Source organism: Roseivirga spongicola (genome assembly GCF_001592965.1).
GTDB lineage: Bacteria > Bacteroidota > Bacteroidia > Cytophagales > Cyclobacteriaceae > Roseivirga > Roseivirga spongicola.
In genome coordinates, this window is the sequence record NZ_LRPC01000033.1 from 43,144 (window position 1) to 60,579 (window position 17,436).

13 protein-coding genes are annotated in these 17,436 nt (G+C 38.6%); all 13 read left to right on the plus strand.

Going from position 1 to position 17,436, the window contains the following annotated elements; genetic code table 11:
* Positions 1-25 precede the first annotated feature (25 nt).
* The 13 genes from folD to AWW68_RS19675 all read left to right on the plus strand — a co-directional run bounded on the left by folD (position 26) and on the right by AWW68_RS19675 (position 17,375).
* Complete coding sequence (gene folD / locus AWW68_RS19615; RefSeq protein ID WP_068225250.1) at positions 26-901, plus strand: bifunctional methylenetetrahydrofolate dehydrogenase/methenyltetrahydrofolate cyclohydrolase FolD; 876 nt, start codon at positions 26-28, stop codon at positions 899-901.
* 150 nt (positions 902-1,051) lie between these two features.
* Positions 1,052-1,681, plus strand: a complete 630-nt coding sequence (locus tag AWW68_RS19620) for a 7-carboxy-7-deazaguanine synthase QueE (protein WP_068225252.1) — start codon at positions 1,052-1,054, stop codon at positions 1,679-1,681.
* A 3-nt stretch (positions 1,682-1,684) separates the two neighbouring features.
* Positions 1,685-3,547, plus strand: a complete 1,863-nt coding sequence (locus tag AWW68_RS19625; protein WP_084375788.1) for an OmpA family protein — start codon at positions 1,685-1,687, stop codon at positions 3,545-3,547.
* Positions 3,548-3,799: 252 nt separating this feature from the next.
* The gene (locus tag AWW68_RS19630) at positions 3,800-6,904 is read left to right on the plus strand and encodes a SusC/RagA family TonB-linked outer membrane protein (protein ID WP_068225257.1); all 3,105 of its coding nucleotides are present in this window, start codon (positions 3,800-3,802) and stop codon (positions 6,902-6,904) included.
* A 12-nt stretch (positions 6,905-6,916) separates the two neighbouring features.
* Positions 6,917-8,329: a RagB/SusD family nutrient uptake outer membrane protein gene (locus AWW68_RS19635; protein WP_068225258.1), complete on the plus strand. Its 1,413-nt coding sequence runs from the start codon at positions 6,917-6,919 to the stop codon at positions 8,327-8,329.
* A gap of 18 nt (positions 8,330-8,347) precedes the next feature.
* On the plus strand, positions 8,348-8,809 hold the full coding sequence (locus AWW68_RS19640) for a DUF4843 domain-containing protein (protein ID WP_157717737.1): 462 nt from the start codon (positions 8,348-8,350) through the stop codon (positions 8,807-8,809).
* A 64-nt stretch (positions 8,810-8,873) separates the two neighbouring features.
* Positions 8,874-9,581 (plus strand): hypothetical protein, encoded by a 708-nt coding sequence (locus AWW68_RS19645; RefSeq protein WP_157717738.1) that lies wholly within the window; start codon positions 8,874-8,876, stop codon positions 9,579-9,581.
* A 626-nt stretch (positions 9,582-10,207) separates the two neighbouring features.
* Positions 10,208-13,210 carry a SusC/RagA family TonB-linked outer membrane protein gene (locus tag AWW68_RS19650; protein ID WP_084375789.1) on the plus strand — a complete coding sequence of 1,001 codons (3,003 nt, stop codon included), beginning with the start codon at positions 10,208-10,210 and terminating at the stop codon, positions 13,208-13,210.
* A 33-nt stretch (positions 13,211-13,243) separates the two neighbouring features.
* Positions 13,244-14,722 carry a hypothetical protein gene (locus tag AWW68_RS19655; protein WP_157717739.1) on the plus strand — a complete coding sequence of 493 codons (1,479 nt, stop codon included), beginning with the start codon at positions 13,244-13,246 and terminating at the stop codon, positions 14,720-14,722.
* Position 14,723: 1 nt separating this feature from the next.
* On the plus strand, positions 14,724-15,269 hold the full coding sequence (locus AWW68_RS19660; protein ID WP_157717740.1) for a hypothetical protein: 546 nt from the start codon (positions 14,724-14,726) through the stop codon (positions 15,267-15,269).
* A gap of 7 nt (positions 15,270-15,276) precedes the next feature.
* Complete coding sequence (locus tag AWW68_RS19665; protein WP_068225268.1) at positions 15,277-15,996, plus strand: GIN domain-containing protein; 720 nt, start codon at positions 15,277-15,279, stop codon at positions 15,994-15,996.
* A gap of 5 nt (positions 15,997-16,001) precedes the next feature.
* Positions 16,002-16,493, plus strand: coding sequence for a hypothetical protein (locus AWW68_RS19670; RefSeq protein WP_068225270.1), 492 nt, complete (start codon positions 16,002-16,004; stop codon positions 16,491-16,493).
* 144 nt (positions 16,494-16,637) lie between these two features.
* Positions 16,638-17,375, plus strand: coding sequence for a GIN domain-containing protein (locus AWW68_RS19675; RefSeq protein WP_221406026.1), 738 nt, complete (start codon positions 16,638-16,640; stop codon positions 17,373-17,375).
* Positions 17,376-17,436 lie beyond the last annotated feature (61 nt).

Sequence of the window (17,436 nt, forward strand, 5' to 3'; positions counted from 1 at the left end):
CACTGAGCACTAATAACAGAGTACTATGAAATTATTAGACGGAAAAGCCACAGCCCAATCTATTAAAGATGAATTGGCAGAGAAGGTAAATGAAATCAAGGCCAAAGGTGGTAAAGTACCACATCTTGCTGCTGTTTTAGTGGGCGAAGATGGCGCTAGCAAAACCTACGTAAATGCTAAGGTTAAGGCTTGTGAGGCCATTGGTTTTGGTTCTACTCTTATTCACTTGCCAGAAGAAACTTCAGAAGAAGAAGTGATGGCTACTGTAGATCGGTTGAATAACGATGCTGATATTGACGGTTTTATCGTACAAGTGCCTCTTCCGAAGCAGATAGACGAGCAAAAAGTTGTGGAGGCCATCCTTCCTGAAAAAGATGTTGATGGTTTTCATCCAGCGAACCTAGGTAAGATGCTACTCGATTTGCCTACGCTCCTTCCAGCAACTCCAAAGGGTATGATGCTCTTGTTAGAAAGAAATGGCATTGATACTTCTGGTAAGCACTGCGTGGTAATAGGCAGAAGCCATACTGTCGGTACGCCCATCAGTGTGTTGATGAGTAGAAATTCGAATCCAGGAAATGCAACAGTAACGCTTTGCCATAGCAGAACTCAGAATTTGGCCGAGATTACCCGTCAAGCAGATATTCTAATTGTGGCTATTGGAAGAGAAGGCTTTGTTACGGAAGAAATGGTGAAGGAAGGTGCCATCGTAATCGATGTCGGAATTCACAGAGTTCCTTCAGATAAAACTAAATCTGGCTTTAAGTTGAAGGGCGATGTAAGGTTCGATGAAGTAGCACCTAAGTGTAGCTACATCACGCCAGTTCCGGGCGGAGTAGGGCCAATGACCATCGCTTCACTGCTTTGGAATACCTACTTAGCCAATCAGAAATTAGTTTAATTAATACTCTTCGGTCGTCATTTCCGCGTAGGCGGGAATTTCCTCAATGAGAGATTCCCTCCCGAAAGCTTTCGGGACAGGTCGGAGATGACGTTCTAAAAGAGATTCGATAATGAAGCAGTTTCAACTACCTGCTATAAAAAATTGATTATGACAGAAAACAAGCAAGTGGCCGAACTCAACGGCAAGCTTCCTATTATGGAAGCGTTTTATACCATTCAGGGTGAAGGGCATTTCACCGGAAATTCAGCATACTTTGTTAGACTAGGCGGTTGCGATGTTGGCTGCGTTTGGTGCGATGTAAAAGATAGCTGGGACGCTGAAAAGTGGCCGGCTCAGTCAATCGGTGAGATTGTTGCAGGCGCCAAGCAATACAAAAGCAAATTAGTGGTTGTTACTGGAGGAGAACCTCTTATGTACAATCTAGATAGTCTAACCGAGTCGCTGAGGAGCGAAGGCTTCCATGCCAATATTGAAACGTCTGGAGCTCATCCGCTCAGCGGAACATGGGATTGGTTGTGTTTCTCGCCCAAGAAATTCATGAAACCCAGGCAGGAGTTTTATGAGACTGCAGATGAGCTAAAGGTGGTTATCTATAATAAGAGTGATTTTAAGTGGGCAGAAGAACATGCAGCTAAAATCAGGCCCGAGTGTTTGCTCTATCTTCAACCAGAATGGGATAAGTCTGAAAAGATGTTGCCAGAAATAATTGAGTACGTAAAAGACAACCCTCGCTGGAAAATTTCGCTACAAACACATAAGTTTATGCAGATCCCGTAAGTATTGAGAGTACTATATTTGATATCATTTCTACTTCTAACACTGACCACGCTGGCGCAGGAAGAACTTCATACTAGAAGGTCAAAACTGGCAGAGGCTTACACTGAAGCTAAAGGCCTAGTGGATGTTGGTAATCTGTTTAAGTCTGAAGAGATTCTCAAAGACATCCTGAAAAAGGATGAGAGCTTCGATGAGGCTATCTTATTACTGCATGAAATTCATATCAAGAGAGATCAGCCTGAAAGAGCGAACGCCATTATCTCAAACTATTCAAAGGAAGTAGAGCCGAGGTTCCTTAATCGCCTTTTGGTGATTCAAGCTAATTATCATTATCAGCTAGGAGAGTATGAGCAGGCTAGAAAATTGCTGAGTAATGTCAATTCGCCAGTTTATCAAATAGGGAGTGAAAGAGTCACCTTTTTAAAAGAGTCAATAGAGTTTTCAATTAAGCAGTTGGAAAGACCTCTGGATGTAGACTTTGAAAAGCTGCCTAATCCTTTAAACCAGTTCGAACAGCAGTACTTTCCTTCAGCTACAGTAGATGGTAGAATTGTTTTTACCATTCGTGATAGATTAGGTAGGGGCGATGAAGATTTATATACCTCTTATTATCATAATGAGTCAGTATGGTCTGAGCCGGTAAGTCTTTCTGATCAAATTAATTCAGAAAGAAATGAAGGCGCTGCTTCAATTTCTGCCGATGGTAGAACATTAGTCTTCACAAGCTGCAATAGACCCGATAATATTGGGAGCTGCGATCTGTATGTTTCCTATTTCAGAAATGATACCTGGACTAAGCCCTTGTTGTTTGGCCCAGAGGTAAATAGCACAGAATGGGATTCACAACCTTCCCTCACAGCTAATGGGAAAACGCTTTATTTCGTAAGCATGCGAGAGGGTGGTTTGGGTAAACAAGACATTTGGGTGAGCGAAAAGGTTGGGGATAACTGGTCGCCAGCGGTTAATCTTGGTCCAGAGATCAATACAGTAGAAGATGATTGCTCCCCGTTCATTTACCTAGATGGTAAAACGCTGATTTTTTCTACCCGAGGAAGGGTCGGAATGGGGGGGTATGACTTATTCAAATCAATTCGTCAAGAAAGAGGATGGACAAGACCAGAGAATTTAGGTTCGCCTATTAATAATGCCTTCGATCAGATAGGCTACTGTATATCGGCAGACCAATGGGCTTACTTCAGCTCAAGTAATGCCACAGGGAGAATTTTTCTACAGAGATTTAAAGTGCCAGACCAAATTGTTCCGAACGTTAAGTTGAAGTTTGAAGAGCCTTTAGCGTATGGAAGGGTAGTAGACGCAGTGTCACTTGAACCGTTATCTGCAGACGTGTTCTTTATTTATGATAGTGATACCATTTCGAGGTTATCTAATGAAAATGGCCAGTTTTTACTTACTGAGGAGCTGAATTACTCTCAGCTATTGGCTATGAAAAGGGGATATAGAAATTCAGTACTTAGTAAACAGAAGTTTTTGAGCGACTCTACAATCAGGCTTCAACCATTCCAAGAAGGTGAAAGTCTCTTACAAGAACCTATTCTATTTGATTTTGATAGCTATAAACTCAGAGAAGAAGTATACCGAGAGTTAGACAGACTCGCAGCACTTGTAAGCGAGCACCCAGAATTACAAATTGAAATACAAGGCTATACCGATTCTGTTGGGAGTAGTGAATACAATCAAACACTCTCTGAAAAACGTGCCAAGTCGGTCTATGATTATCTAGTAAGAAAGATAGGTCGAACAGAAAATTTGTCTTACCAAGGCTATGGGGAGATTTTACAAAACGATCTTGATTTACCCTTAAATGACAGGAAGGTGACAATTATTACACGAACGGTTGTTAGGTAAAACCCTCTGAGAGTCAGTATTTAAGGCATTTGCTTCACGTTGATTTTCATAAAAAGCAATTCTCATAACAGTATTTTTGTTGGTTTAGAGCGTTCTAAGGCTATTTTTGCCGTTTCATATTAAGAGCAAATTTATCTAAACAATCTTGTTCACTTTTGAGTAAGGTGCTGGTTGAGATGAATTGTTCCACTAAACAAGGATTAATTCTTAATCACTATTTATAAACTATTGTATAACTAAACTAACAAGAAAATGAAGAGAATTTCATTGGCTTTAATGTCTCTGATGCTGTTCTTATTGTCTGGGGTGGCTTATGGCCAATCTAGGACAGTAACGGGTACGGTGATCGGAGAAGATGATGGCCTCGCTTTACCTCAGGTGAGTATCTTTATCAAAGGTACTACCCAAGGTACGTCTACGGACTTTGATGGGAAGTACAGTATAGAAGTTCCTAGCGGGGAGTCTGTACTTGTTTACCGCTTCTTAGGTTACGTAATCAAAGAAGTAACAGTTGGTAACCAAACGGTTATCAACGTAAGCTTAACACCAGATGCTACAACACTTGGGGAGGTCGTTGTAACCGGTTACGGTGTTGAAAGAAAAAGAGAGATTACAGGCTCCATTGCTTCACTAGGTGGTGAAAAGATCAAGAACATGCCTATGCAGAGTTTCGATAGAGCTCTTCAAGGTCGTGCTGCTGGGGTTTTGGTTCAGAGTAGCAACGGTGTTCCTGGTGGAGCTCTTAGAGTAAGAGTAAGAGGTCAAGGATCTATCAACGCGGGTAACGAACCATTATATATCGTTGATGGAGTTCAAATGAACACAGCGAATGCTTCATCAAACCTTTCTACTAACCCATTAGCTTCAATTAACCCAAATGACATTGAGTCAATGGAGATTTTGAAAGATGCAGCTGCCTCCATCTACGGTTCTCAGGCGGCAAATGGTGTTGTTCTTATTACAACTAAGAAAGGTAAGTCTGGTGCAACTAAAATCAACTTTAATACTTATACAGGTTGGGTAACGCCAGTAAGACAAGTTGATATGATGAATACTCAGGAGTTCATTAATTTCAGACTAGACCAAAGAAGAAATTACTACACTAGATTCAGTGCAGATCCTGATCTGTTAGAGGGTTTATCTAGAAGAAATGCATTGTCTGGTATTACGGCTGACCAATTCCCTGCATTAAATTTGAGTAATACTCAATTGGGTCAGTTGCCACAGTCTGAGTTTGATGACTTTGTGAATGGTCTCCCAACTTATGACTGGCAAAGCGAAATTTTCTCTGAAACTGGAAGAATTTCTAACTATGAGTTAAGCTTATCTGGAGGTAATGAGAAGACAAGATTCTATATCTCTGGTTCTTATAACAGCCAAGAGGGACAAATTAGAAAGTTCGACTTTGAAAGAGGAACTCTAAGGTTGAACTTGGATACAGATGTTTCTGATAAGTTGACTATTGAAACGAAATTGAACGTGAGTGCTATTGGACAGTCAGGGACAATTTTGAGTGGTTCATTCTTTGAAAATCCAACGTTCTCAGGACTATTAGTTCTTCCGTTTAACCCAATATTTGATGAGACAGAAGCTACAGGTTACAATGAGCCTTTGGCAGGTATTCTTGCAGAAAATCCTGTTAAATCGTTACAGTTAAACGAAAGAACAACTAACACTAAGCAGGTATCTGCTAATATGGCATTCAACTACAGAATTGCAGATAACTTAAGATTCAGATCTTATTATGGTGTTGATTATAGAGGCTTAACTGAGAATAGATATACCGATCCAAGATCATTCGGTGGTCGTAACACAGATGGTTCAGCTTATGCTCAATTCAACGAAAACGTGAACTTCATCTCAACACAACAGTTGAATTATGACTTAGATATCAACCCAGATAATAAGTTGAATATTTTATTGGCTGCTGAATATAGAGAGGAAATTAATGAAGGTTTCTCTGCGAATGCACAGACTTTCCCTACTCCTCAATTCAGAACTATTCAATCTGCTGCTGAACCAACTGGTGCTGGTGGGTTTTACACCACTTGGAGAAATGCTGGTGTGTTCACTAATGTTAAGTATAGCTTAAAGGATAAGTACTTCTTTAACGGTACGTTAAGATACGATGGTTCTTCTCGATTTGGTGTTGATCAAAGATGGGGTCTATTCCCTTCAATCGGAGCTTCGTGGTTGATCAGTGAAGAAGACTTCTTGTCGACTAGCGGTGCTTTATCAGAACTGAAACTGAGAGCAAGCTACGGTACTGCTGGTAACAACCGTATTGGTAACTTCGATTCTAGAGGATTGGTGTCTTCTGCAGGTGCTGGTAACTACCTAAACCTTCCAGGTTTGACTATTTCTGGTTTGGCAAACAACAGATTGTCTTGGGAAACTCAAACTACTTTGAACATTGGTACGGATTATTCATTCTTCGATGGAAGAATCAATGGTAGTATTGATGCCTATAGAAGACTTTCAACTGACTTATTGTTAAATAGAAATCTTCCTTCTACTTCGGGATATGGTTCGATTACTGAAAACGTAGGAGAGTTAGAGAATAGAGGTATAGAGTTCAGCGTTAACACTGTAAACTATGACAAAGGTGGCTTGACTTGGAGTACTAGCTTTAACATAGCTTTCCAAGATCAGGAATTGTTGGCCTTATTCCCAGGTGAAACCAATAATGGTTCAGCCACACAAGTTGGTTTGCCACTAAACGTATGGTATAACTGGGATTGGGCTGGTGTAAACCCTGCTAACGGTAGACCATTCTACTATGATAGAGATGGAAACTTAACTTACAATCCTCAAAACGGATCTAGCATTGGTGATGAGAATGATGATAGAAAAGTTTTAGGTAATACTAACAGTAGCTTCTTTGGAGGTCTGACAAATACTGTTTCTTATAAAGGATTTACTTTGGACTTCTTGTTCCAGTATGATTATGGAAAAGATGGTACTGATGGTACTGGTGGTTTCTCTTATGATCCATATGAGGCAAGACTGAATCTATACACTAGAACTAGTGATTTAGTATGGAGACAGCCAGGTGATGTTACTAGTTTCCCTAGACCAAACATTACGGCTGAACCAGGTGCAGTTGGAGTAGGTACTGCAAGAGCTTTGCAAGATTTATCTTACATCAGACTAAAACAAGTTACTCTATCTTACAACTTCCCTCAGTCTATGTTGTCAAACATGTTCTTGGATAATGCAAGAGTATATGTTCAAGGAATTAACCTATTGACCTTCACAAATTACACAGGTCTAGATCCAGAATTTACTGGTGGTAGCTCTACTGGAGTATTCCCTCCAAGTAAGAATGTAACTGTAGGAGTTGAATTTGGATTTTAATAATCGAATGATATGAAAAAATATTTTATAACTACACTTTGCTTAATAGCTATTCTAGCCACTTCGTGTTCAGATTTGCTAGAAACAGAGCCAAGACAATCTGTCTCTATTGACGGTGCGTTAGAATCACCAGATGTGCTTAATGCACTCTTGATTGATGTTTACAATAGTTTTCAAGGGGGCGGAACCCTTGGTAGTGAGTGGATTGTTGTGCCAGAAGTAATGGCCGATAACTTTACTTTCAATAATAATAGAGGTACCTATAATGGTCAGTACAACAATGTGTTAAGATCACACCTTACTGCGTGGGAAGTATATGGTTATTTGCTTCAACTAAACGTGGTTATTGAAGGTGGGGCTGTTTTAGATGATAACACTTTGGGTGAGGCATATGCGTTGAGAGCATTAGGTTATTTGTACCTAATGAATACTTATGCTTACATGCCTACTGCAATTGTTGGCTCACAAAACAAGGGTGGTGTACCTTTGATTACTGAGGCTGTTTTAGATCTTGCTGACGTAACTCTGCCTGCAAGAGCTAGTATTGATGAGGTTTATGACTTCATGTTGGCAGATGTAGCTCAAGCGATTAGTCTAATGGATAACTCTAGATCTAACGCTAGGTTTACTCAAGCGGGTGCTCAAGCCTTAGGTTCAAGAATTGCGCTTTATGCTGGAGAGTATGCTTTAAGTGTACAATATGCTCAGGCTGCTATCGATGCAGGTACAGCGTCTCTTTCAACCAGAGATAACTACGTGAGTGATTGGGCTCAGTTTCAGCATCCAGAGGCTATTTGGTATCTAGAGTATCAGTCGAACGAGAATCAAGGACCAAATACTTCTGTAATGTCAATTTATATTACTGACGGAACTGTGATCACTCCAGATTATAGAGGAAATGGTGATTTCACTCCAGCTCAAGAAGTGTTAGACCTATTAGGTCCAACCGATGTTCGTAATGGTTTAATTGAAGAGGTTCAAACCTCTAATCTACCTAACCCTGTAGGAACTCCAGAGCTTAAAAAGTATATAGATAATGGCGGACAGGGTAACCTTACGAATATTCCGATCTTCAGAATTTCAGAGATGTATTTGAATATTGCTGAGGCCGAAGCTAGATTAGGTAATACTCTACAGGCTCAGGCTGCACTTCAGACATTGAAGAGAAGATCAGTTTCCCCGACTTATATTGTCACTAATACTGGTCAAGACCTTATCGATGAAATTTTGGTAGAGAGAAGACTAGAACTATTAGGAGAAGGTCATAGATTCTTTGATCTAAAGAGATTAGGAATGGATATTGATAAGAGCGCAGTTGATTTGACTGGTGAAGTTATCAGTTTCGATGATGCTAGAATTTTGGCTCCTCTTCCGAGTGGTGACTTGGAATTGAATCCTAATCTTGAGAACAATTTTGGTTACTAAAATTTAGAAAAGATGAAAATGATGAATTTCAGAATATTTCTATTCGCAGCATTAATATGTACCGCATTAACTTCTTGCTTTGAAGATGATGATGAAGTGTATAAATATGACGGTCCTGCAGTTGTAGAGTTTGATCAAGCAACATTAACTACAGGAAGTTATACCAGAAGTGTAGAATCAGGAGATGGTACAATCTCTGAGCAGGTGAATTTGGTTTCTCCACATTTGAGTTCGGATCAAGTGATTAACTTCTCTGTTGATGCAGCTAATAGTACTGCCGTTGAAGGAACTCACTACTCTACTACTGGCCAGTTTACAATTCCTGCAAATACTAGTTTTGGAGATGCAACTGTTGAAATTTTGAACGGTGCTATCCCTGCTGGCGAGACAAGGACATTGGTATTAGTTTTAGAGGGTAACGATGTTGTCGGTGTGTCCGAGAACTATAAATCTATTACTATTAGTATTAGCCCTAATTAATATTGGAAAGGGAGTGCCTTGGCACTCCCTTTTTATTTGTCTAATTTAGAATGTAACGAATCAAATGAAAAAAGTAATAATAATGTTATTGGTAGTCTGTTCGTTCCACACGTTGGACGCTCAGCAAGATTCTTGGGACGAGAATTTTAACAACAGTTCATTTATTCGGAATACAACAATAGAGAGCAAAGATTTTATAGGCTCTCCGTTCTTATTAGACAATTGTGTCAAAGGTGAAATAAGGTTTGCAGATGGCACGGTGAAATCCAATGTTTGCATAAATCTAGACTTGTATCAAAAAGAGGTTGTACTAAAGCTTTCGGAGTCTGAAGAGAATTATGGGCTTTCACTTCGTTTAGATGACGTTAAAGAGATACAGCTAGAATCTAAACCATTAAAGGGGACTACATCAAACCGAAGATTTATAACCGTATCAGAAGCACAATTTGCTGAATCTCCCTCTGAAAAACTCTTTGTTTATGAGGTGTTTGGCCCAACAGATAGGCTAATTGCTTTTTCTAGCTGTGAGCTTCTAGAACCAGAAGTAGGGGGCTACTCAACTCGAGATAGAGCAGAATTTAAAAAGGGTACAGACTACTATCTGATGAATGAAGACTCTAAATATGAATTCTTTAATTTCAGTAAAAGACGATTGAAAAAGTTATTGGGCGAATCTAAATATACTCGAGTGGTTGATTTATTAGAGAGTCAGAATAAGTCATTGAAAACACCTCAAGATTTGGCTTGGGCCATCTCTAACATTGAGAACTAAACTTTATCTCCTATTCCATGGACACTCCAAGATTCAAGCTAATTTCAACGGAAGATCCATTGGAAAATGTATTGAATATATACAATTTTTACCCGACATATTAATTTATCAAAATGCATCATTGTTGCGTTAATCCTTCTGGTATTGGTTGTTAGCTGGTTTTTTTTTGGTGTGATCGGTTTTTTTTGTTCAGAAGGCCTGCCAAATAATATTCTGATTTTAACTCTTCCCAATTTCTGTCCAAGTTTTCCATTCCTCCCAATTATATTCAAGCTATCTCAAGCGTGCTTTTGTTGAGTTACCAAGGGGTTGAAGGCCTAAAAATAGAGCCTGTTGTTAACAATATTTAACTTTTATCTATTAATGTATACGGTGAAGTATCATCCTCCCCTTCTTCCTGTAGTTGTTTTGGCCATGTAATCTCCAGAATTAGTTTACCCTTATTCTGCCGAATAAAATTTTAATTTGTATTCCCTTCTGGCCATTCGGACAGAAAAGCGTCCGCTCATCCGTCAATTGATTAGGGTCAATTTGTAATACCAATATTATTTTTTGACCAACTTTTATTTTATGTTTGGTGTGCTAAACAAACTTTTTTATCAACTATTAAACTAAAAACGAAAGCAATGAAGAGAGTTTTACTGACTATTCTTTCGTGCGCGCTTTTCCTCGTATCGAGTATGGCGTTCGCGCAAGATCGAACAGTTTCAGGTAAGGTGACCGGAACAGATGATGGTCTTCCTTTGCCACAAGTAAACATTCTGATTAAAGGTACTACTAATGGTACTTTTACTGACATGGATGGTAATTACAGTCTAACAGTACCTTCAGGTTCTACGTTAATCTTTAGATATTTGGGTTATGTAACCCAAGAAATCTTGGTTAACAGTCAAACTGTTGTAAACGTGCAGCTTGCCCCAGACGCTACTTCACTTGGTGAGGTGGTTGTAACTGGTGTTGCCGTTGGAACGGATAAGAAAAACTTAGGTTTCGGACTGTCTCAAGTGAAGAATGAGCAGATTTCAGCTGTACCAGCACTAGATGCTTCTAATACTCTTAGAGGTAAAGTTGCTGGTATTACTATTGTACAAAGTCAAGGTGACGGTGGTGCTTCAGTATCATTAAGAGGTGCAAAATCTGTTTTTGGAAACATTTCTCCACTAATTATTGTGGATGGTATCTTAACTCAGCAAAACCTTAGTGATATCAATACTGATGATATTGAGTCTATTGAGGTTATCAAAGGAGCGGCAGCATCTTCATTATATGGATCTTTGGCCGCAGGTGGTGTAATTCAAATCCGTACTAAAAGAGGTGCTCAAGGTAAAGAAGGTATTAGAATTCAATACAGAGGTGAGTATGGTATCTCAGAAGTTGAAAACGTACACCCGACAGCATCAACACACCCATTCAAAATTTTACCAAACGGTGATTTTGATCTAACTTCTGGTTCTAGAGAGTTAACTGATGACGGTACTTGGAATCCTTATCCATCTTATAATGATAACTTTGGAAACTTAATTTCTAAGCAACCTTATTACATGAACTTAGTTTCAGTTCAGAACTCTCTGGAGAATTATTCATTCTACATGTCGGCTCAACACCAGACAAAAGGAATGATCTCTGAAGTGTTGGACCCTGAGGAAAGATTGAACGTTCGTATGAACTTTGACATCTTCCCATCAGAAAAGTTTACAGCTAAGATCAGTACTTCTTACCAACAAAACACTTTGACTCCTGTGTCTAGAGGTGGTCAAGGAACATTCTTCTCAGATGCACTTCTTGTAGAACCTTTTATTGATTTTACCGAGAGAGACGAAGATGGTGATTATGCCGTTTTCCCTACAGGATTCGATGTGGTGAACTCGAATGTTGCAAATCCACTTTATCAGTATGAAAACTGGGAGTATGACGATACGAATGAAAGGTTTGTAGTAGGTTTGGATTTAAGATATCAATTGACTGACAATATTTCATTTAATGTAACTCAGTCTATCGATAAGTTTAATAGCTACAGCAAGAGATATTATCCTAAAGGATATAAAACAGCTACTCCTAATGCAACTTTGAATAACGGTAACTATTCTATTTCAAATAATAGAGAGTCATATTCTGTTACTTCTGCTCAAATGAACTTTAATAAGAAGTTTGGCGATTTCAATGTGAGTGCTACAACTAAGTTCTTACATGAGTATAATTTCGAAGATGGATTCAACGCTAATGGTAGAGAGCTTGTTACAAATGGTGTTTACGATCTAGGTGCATTGAGTCAAGATAACAGAAACATTGGTTCTTATCAGAGAGAGACAGTTTCTAAGAATGCTTTCTTAAGTACTGATGTAATCTGGAAAGACAAATTAATCTTCAACGGTCTAGTAAGACGCGATGGATCATCAAGATTTGGTGAGGAAGAAAGATGGCAGACGTTTGGTAGAGTGTCTTTAGCCTACAGAATTACTCAAGATTATGATCTTCCAATCTTTGATGAGTTGAAGGTGAGAGCTTCTTACGGTTCAGCTGGTAGAAGACCTACTTGGAGAGCTCAATATGAGACATTCTCTGTTAGTTCTTCAGGTATCTCAGGATCAGTACTTGGAAACGCCAACCTTATTCCTGCAGTTAACAAGGAATTGGAAATTGGTATAGATGGTGAGTTCCTTAACAGATTCGATTTCCAAATTAACTATGCTAGCTCAGTAGTAGAGAATGATTTCATTCAAAGAAGATTGTCTGCTGTAACTGGTTACAATACTCAGTTTCAAAACTTAGGTGCTGTTGAATCAACAGCTTTTGAGTTCCAAATGGGAGCAGAGGTTATGAATAAGTCAAACTTCAGATGGGATGCTAATATGACTTTCGATATCATCAGAAGTGAGATTACTGACTTAGCTGGTATTCCTCCATTCACTAATGGCTATTATAGAGTTGAGACTGGTGAGCCAGTAGGTACATTCTATGGTAACAAATTAATTACAAGCCTTGACCAATTGGAGACAGATGGTAGTGGTAACGTAATTAATGCATGGAATGCTGATGGTATTCCTTTGAGTGAGTTTAGTGTAAATAACCTTGGGTATGTTGTATTGACTGATGACATTGGTACTCCTCAAGAAACCGCATTCTATTTCAACGATCCAGATAATAGAGGAGCTAAACTTCAGACTATTATTGGTGATAGAAACCCTGACTTTAAAGTAGGATTGTCTAATACTTTAACATTCTTCAACAACCTTCAGTTATATTTCTTAATTGACTGGAAACAAGGTGGAGACAAGTATAATGCTACAAACCAGTATCTATATTTTAATACTAGAGCTGCAGACCAAGAAGAGTATGCAAGACTTGGGCATCACACTAACTTCTCTATCAGTGCTAACTCTTTGTATAATGGTAACTTACCTGCTAGTCACTTTATCGAGGACGGAACATTTGTGAAGATCAGAGAGTTAAGTATGTCATATACTTTCAAGAACCCTGTTTCTTTTGTAGAAGATGTTCGTTTGTCTTTAATTGGTCGTAACCTTCTAACCTTCTCAAACTACGGTGGATTTGATCCAGAAGGTTATGATGAGAACTTCGACTTCCCACTATACAGAAACTACACTGTTTCTTTACAGATTAGGTTTTAATCCTAAATAATGAACTTTAAACTATATCGAAATATGAAAAATTTTAAACTTTTATTAGCCTCAATGCTAATAATGATCTTGGCCTTCACTTCATGTGAAGACCTAGAGGTGGAGAATTTAAATGAGCCAGATAGAGCGAGAGCCCTTAGTGATCCTGGAGATTTGATCTCTTTGATGAAGTCAGGTACCTTGGACTCTTATTGGGGTATTACAACCTCTTGGGGAACACATTTTCACTTGATGGCAGATCAGATTACTACTACTAATAAGTCCCGTCAGTTTTGGGATTTTGCAGAAGAGCCTAGATTAAGACTTCAGAATGATCCTAATTATGGGGGGCTAGGTGCTCTAACTTCTCCATGGAGTAATCTAAACTCTGCTGTTGTATCTTCAAATGCTGTATTGTCTTACATTAATGATGGCAACACTTTTGTTGATGAAAATGATAATGATATTACTAAGCAAATGGAAGCTGGAGCGTTATTCGCAAAAGGTTTTGCTCAAGGGTATCTTGGAGTCATTTTTGATAAGGCATACATTGTAGATTTTGATTCTGATTTAGGTAATTTAGAACTACAGCCTTACACTGCTCTCATAGATGAGGGTATAGCAAACATGCAGGCTGGTTTGGCAGCGGCTAATGCAGCTCCAAATTTCAAGTATGATTTGATGGTGAATGTTGATATGGACATTACCGAGTTTACTAAGTATGCTAACTCAATGTTGGCTAGAATTGCGTCTCAAGAAGCAAGAACTTCTGCTGAGGCTGCAACTCTTGATTGGAATCAGATTTTAACTTGGGCTAACAATGGTTTTACTGAAGATTTCTACATCGAAACATCTCCAGGAAACTGGTTTAATTCAACCATCGATTGGGCTGGTTATGTGTTGAATTCTGGTGCAGGTTATTTACCAACAGACCTTAAGGTTGCACACCTAGCTGATCCTGTGAATATCCCTCAAGTTTATCCTGCTACTGGTGTATTAGACCAAGCGGATTCTCCTGATGCTAGATTTGAGCAGTACTTTACTTATACCACTGACTTTGGGTATTTACGACCTGAGCGTAATAGAGGTATCTTTAGTAACTGGTACAATTCAAGGTTCATGACTAATAATACAATGTCAGAAGCTGGTGACCAAAACCCTCAATTCTTACTAGCAGAGATTCAAATGCTAAAAGCTGAAGCCAATATGAGATTAGGTAATAACGTTGCTGCGGCAGCTGCTATTAATAATTCTCCTAGAACATCAGTTGGTGGATTAGATCCTGTTTTACCTACAGATGATTTGACTTACATTCTTCACTATGAGTATTCTATAGAATTGGATTTAGCCGCAGGTTCAACTACACAATGGGCTTTCATGAGAAGAAATGATCTTCTACAAGAAGGTACTCCGTTTATGTTCCCAATTCCAGCAACGGAATTAGAGGCTACAGGTCTTGAGCTATACTCTTTCGGAGGAATAGGTCAAGAAGGTGGAGCCGTTGGAAACGGTTGGAAGAATTAAGATGACAATTAGTGTTTTTTTGACACTCAATTTTTGGATATTAGAAAGAAAGATAACTGCGGTTATCTTTCTTTTTATATTCGCATTTGGTTCTACAGCTTGTGTTGAAAGGGAAAGAGATTTAAAGCTTGATACCTTTGAGTTTCTTGAAGGAAATGAAGTTGCCATCCAGTTTGATGAACTACATGTATATCCCATGAATTCCTTCTTTTTCTTAGACGAGAACCAGATTCAGCACTCAGCTGGTTATAACAATGATCCTATTATTTCAAATGGAGTGATACAAATATCTCCCACAGCATCTGTTATAGGGACAAACCAATCTGGCGGATTAATTATTAAGGATATTAATTTTCAAGAAATAGGGGTGAGCCTAAAAGAGGGACTAGAGGCTTTTAATGAGGCTTTAGGAGAAGAAAGATATATTTTTCGAAATGAAAACATGCTAACAACCACAGGTAGGCTTTTCATTTCTAGAACAGATAATGAGCCTATTAGAATCCGAATTCCAAGAGCCTACCCCATTATTGTAGATATTATTAGATAAATAGACCATGAAATACCTAATTATATTCGTTTTACTTTTTGCGTCATATTCTATTCGGGCACAAACCGATTTTGAAAAAATTGATCTACCCGGCCTTAAGTCGGTTCATGTTGACACGAACATTAAGGTAATCTTAATTGCATCTCCTGCTAACTATCTTTCTTTTGCAAAGGATGATAATGCTCGTTACATTCGATATTCATATAGAGGTGGGGAGCTTAGGGTTTCTAAAGATGAGCGAATTGACGATGCCAAAGAGATAACTGTTTATTTGTACTTTACTTCTTTTGAAGAATTACGTGTAGATGGAAGTAGCGTTGTCTCTAGTTTGTCTATTATAGAGCAAAAGGATTTTAGAATCATTACTTCTGGAAATGCTACCGTTGATGTGAGACTTGAATTAAAATCACTTACTGTTTCCACAAATGGTAACTCTAGAGTTACGGCTAGGGGTAACACGGTGAATGAAAAAGTAGAAGCAGATGGTACTTCAATGTTCAGAGGGGATGACTTGGTAGCTCAGACAGTCATACTGAACTTGAGAGGGACTGGCAGCGTCTACGTGTGGTCGGATAAAGAAATAAAAGGTAGAGCTACTGCAGGTACCGAGATTTATTATAGAGGCATACCAGCCAGGATAAGAATTAACAGTGTTGTTGCTTTACCGGGTGCTAGCTTACCGTATAAGTTGGTGCACTTGGATGGAGGTGATATGAGAAGAAATTAGTGATTATGATGAGCATAGTGAGATTTTACTTCGTTTTTATAGTGTTGGTAAGTGTTTTTTCTTGTCAATCAAAAAATGCTGAGTTTGATGTAATTAAAGGTCAAGAATTGGTTATCGAATTTGATCAGTTAGCAACTTATTCTACTAGTGATTTCTTCTATATTGATGATTATAAGATACTTCATGAACTAAGGTTTGATTCAAAGGAGGTCGTTACTGATGAACAGGTGCTGATTCAGCCAACTGACTATCTGTTTTTTGCTACCGATGATGGTGATAGAAAAACGCAAAAAACGTCTGCTTTTGAAATGTGTTACAACTTAGGAGTTTCTCTGCTACAGATTAAGGACGATAACGGGAATAGTATTTATCGCATAAAGAACCTGCCTGCATGGAAGGTCACAGGGAAGTTAACTTTAGTGCGGGAGGATGGCAAAGATATTGTGTTACGCATTCCAAAAGAGTACCCTTTGTTCGTAGAACGACAAAGTGATTAAGGACTGTTTTTAATCTTCGATTAGTCAATGTATTGGGCGTATTGATTATTCTAGTATCGGTATGGATTTATATTGATACCACAGCGGTTTTTGGGCAGGGTTATTGTTCATAATCAAAAAAGTAAAATGATTATGGCAATAAATATGTATAGAGTTTCTTTGATGATATCAGTCATTTTAGTTTCTGCTTTATCAATTAGAGCTCAGGAATTAAGCAACAAACTGGAGACACCTGGTTTAACTAGTATTAAAAGCTCGGGTTCAGCAGAGGTGGTTCTGATCCCTTCTAATATAGAGTATGTTAGTTTTGAGGATACAGCGGAGAAGCTTATCTATAACGTAGTTTATAAACATAAAACCTTACATATTAATTCACCGGGTGACAATGACGGCCAAAAACCTTTTAAGGTGTTTGTTTACTCAAACAATATTAAGGAGGTTGAATTGAGAGAAGGGTCTTACTTAACATCTCCAGTAGAGCTATCTTATTCACATCTTAAATTGATAGCAAAAGAGTCATCAAGGATCGATATGCGGATCAAATCTAGCTCAGTATCAATATGGCAGTTCGACAATAGTGTGGTTAGGTTGCAAGGAGAAACAGTTCGGCTAACACTGAACATGGAAAGTTCTAGTGTTTTCAGAGGGGATGTATTAAAGACCGATCACTTTATGCCAGACATAACAGGAACATCTAAGTCATACATTCATGTCGAGAGGGAAATTAATGGCACTGCAGCTAATGGTACAGGCATATTTTACACTGGAGACCCTAGAAGAATTAGGTTGAGTGGACAAATAGGAGGGTTTGCAGATGGTGTTACTACAGGCTTAGTCAAGCTAGATTTGAAGAACCCTAGTATAGAAGTAAGAAACTATTAATGTAAAGTCATTTCGTAAATGAAATGCTCCCTTCAGCTCTATTCGTTATTTTTGTTCAAAA

Excerpts from the sequence above, each read along its gene's own strand:
- AWW68_RS19620 (WP_068225252.1), top strand. The coding sequence starts at position 1,052 with ATGACAGAAAACAAGCAAGTGGCCGAACTCAACGGCAAGCTTCCTATT.
- AWW68_RS19670 (WP_068225270.1), top strand. The coding sequence starts at position 16,002 with ATGATGAGCATAGTGAGATTTTACTTCGTTTTTATAGTGTTGGTAAGT.
- AWW68_RS19665 (WP_068225268.1), top strand. The coding sequence starts at position 15,277 with ATGAAATACCTAATTATATTCGTTTTACTTTTTGCGTCATATTCTATT.
- AWW68_RS19640 (WP_157717737.1), top strand. The coding sequence starts at position 8,348 with ATGATGAATTTCAGAATATTTCTATTCGCAGCATTAATATGTACCGCA.
- AWW68_RS19630 (WP_068225257.1), top strand. The coding sequence starts at position 3,800 with ATGAAGAGAATTTCATTGGCTTTAATGTCTCTGATGCTGTTCTTATTG.
- AWW68_RS19635 (WP_068225258.1), top strand. The coding sequence starts at position 6,917 with ATGAAAAAATATTTTATAACTACACTTTGCTTAATAGCTATTCTAGCC.
- AWW68_RS19655 (WP_157717739.1), top strand. The coding sequence starts at position 13,244 with ATGAAAAATTTTAAACTTTTATTAGCCTCAATGCTAATAATGATCTTG.
- folD (WP_068225250.1), top strand. The coding sequence starts at position 26 with ATGAAATTATTAGACGGAAAAGCCACAGCCCAATCTATTAAAGATGAA.
- AWW68_RS19645 (WP_157717738.1), top strand. The coding sequence starts at position 8,874 with ATGAAAAAAGTAATAATAATGTTATTGGTAGTCTGTTCGTTCCACACG.
- AWW68_RS19675 (WP_221406026.1), top strand. The coding sequence starts at position 16,638 with ATGTATAGAGTTTCTTTGATGATATCAGTCATTTTAGTTTCTGCTTTA.
- AWW68_RS19650 (WP_084375789.1), top strand. The coding sequence starts at position 10,208 with ATGAAGAGAGTTTTACTGACTATTCTTTCGTGCGCGCTTTTCCTCGTA.
- AWW68_RS19660 (WP_157717740.1), top strand. The coding sequence starts at position 14,724 with ATGACAATTAGTGTTTTTTTGACACTCAATTTTTGGATATTAGAAAGA.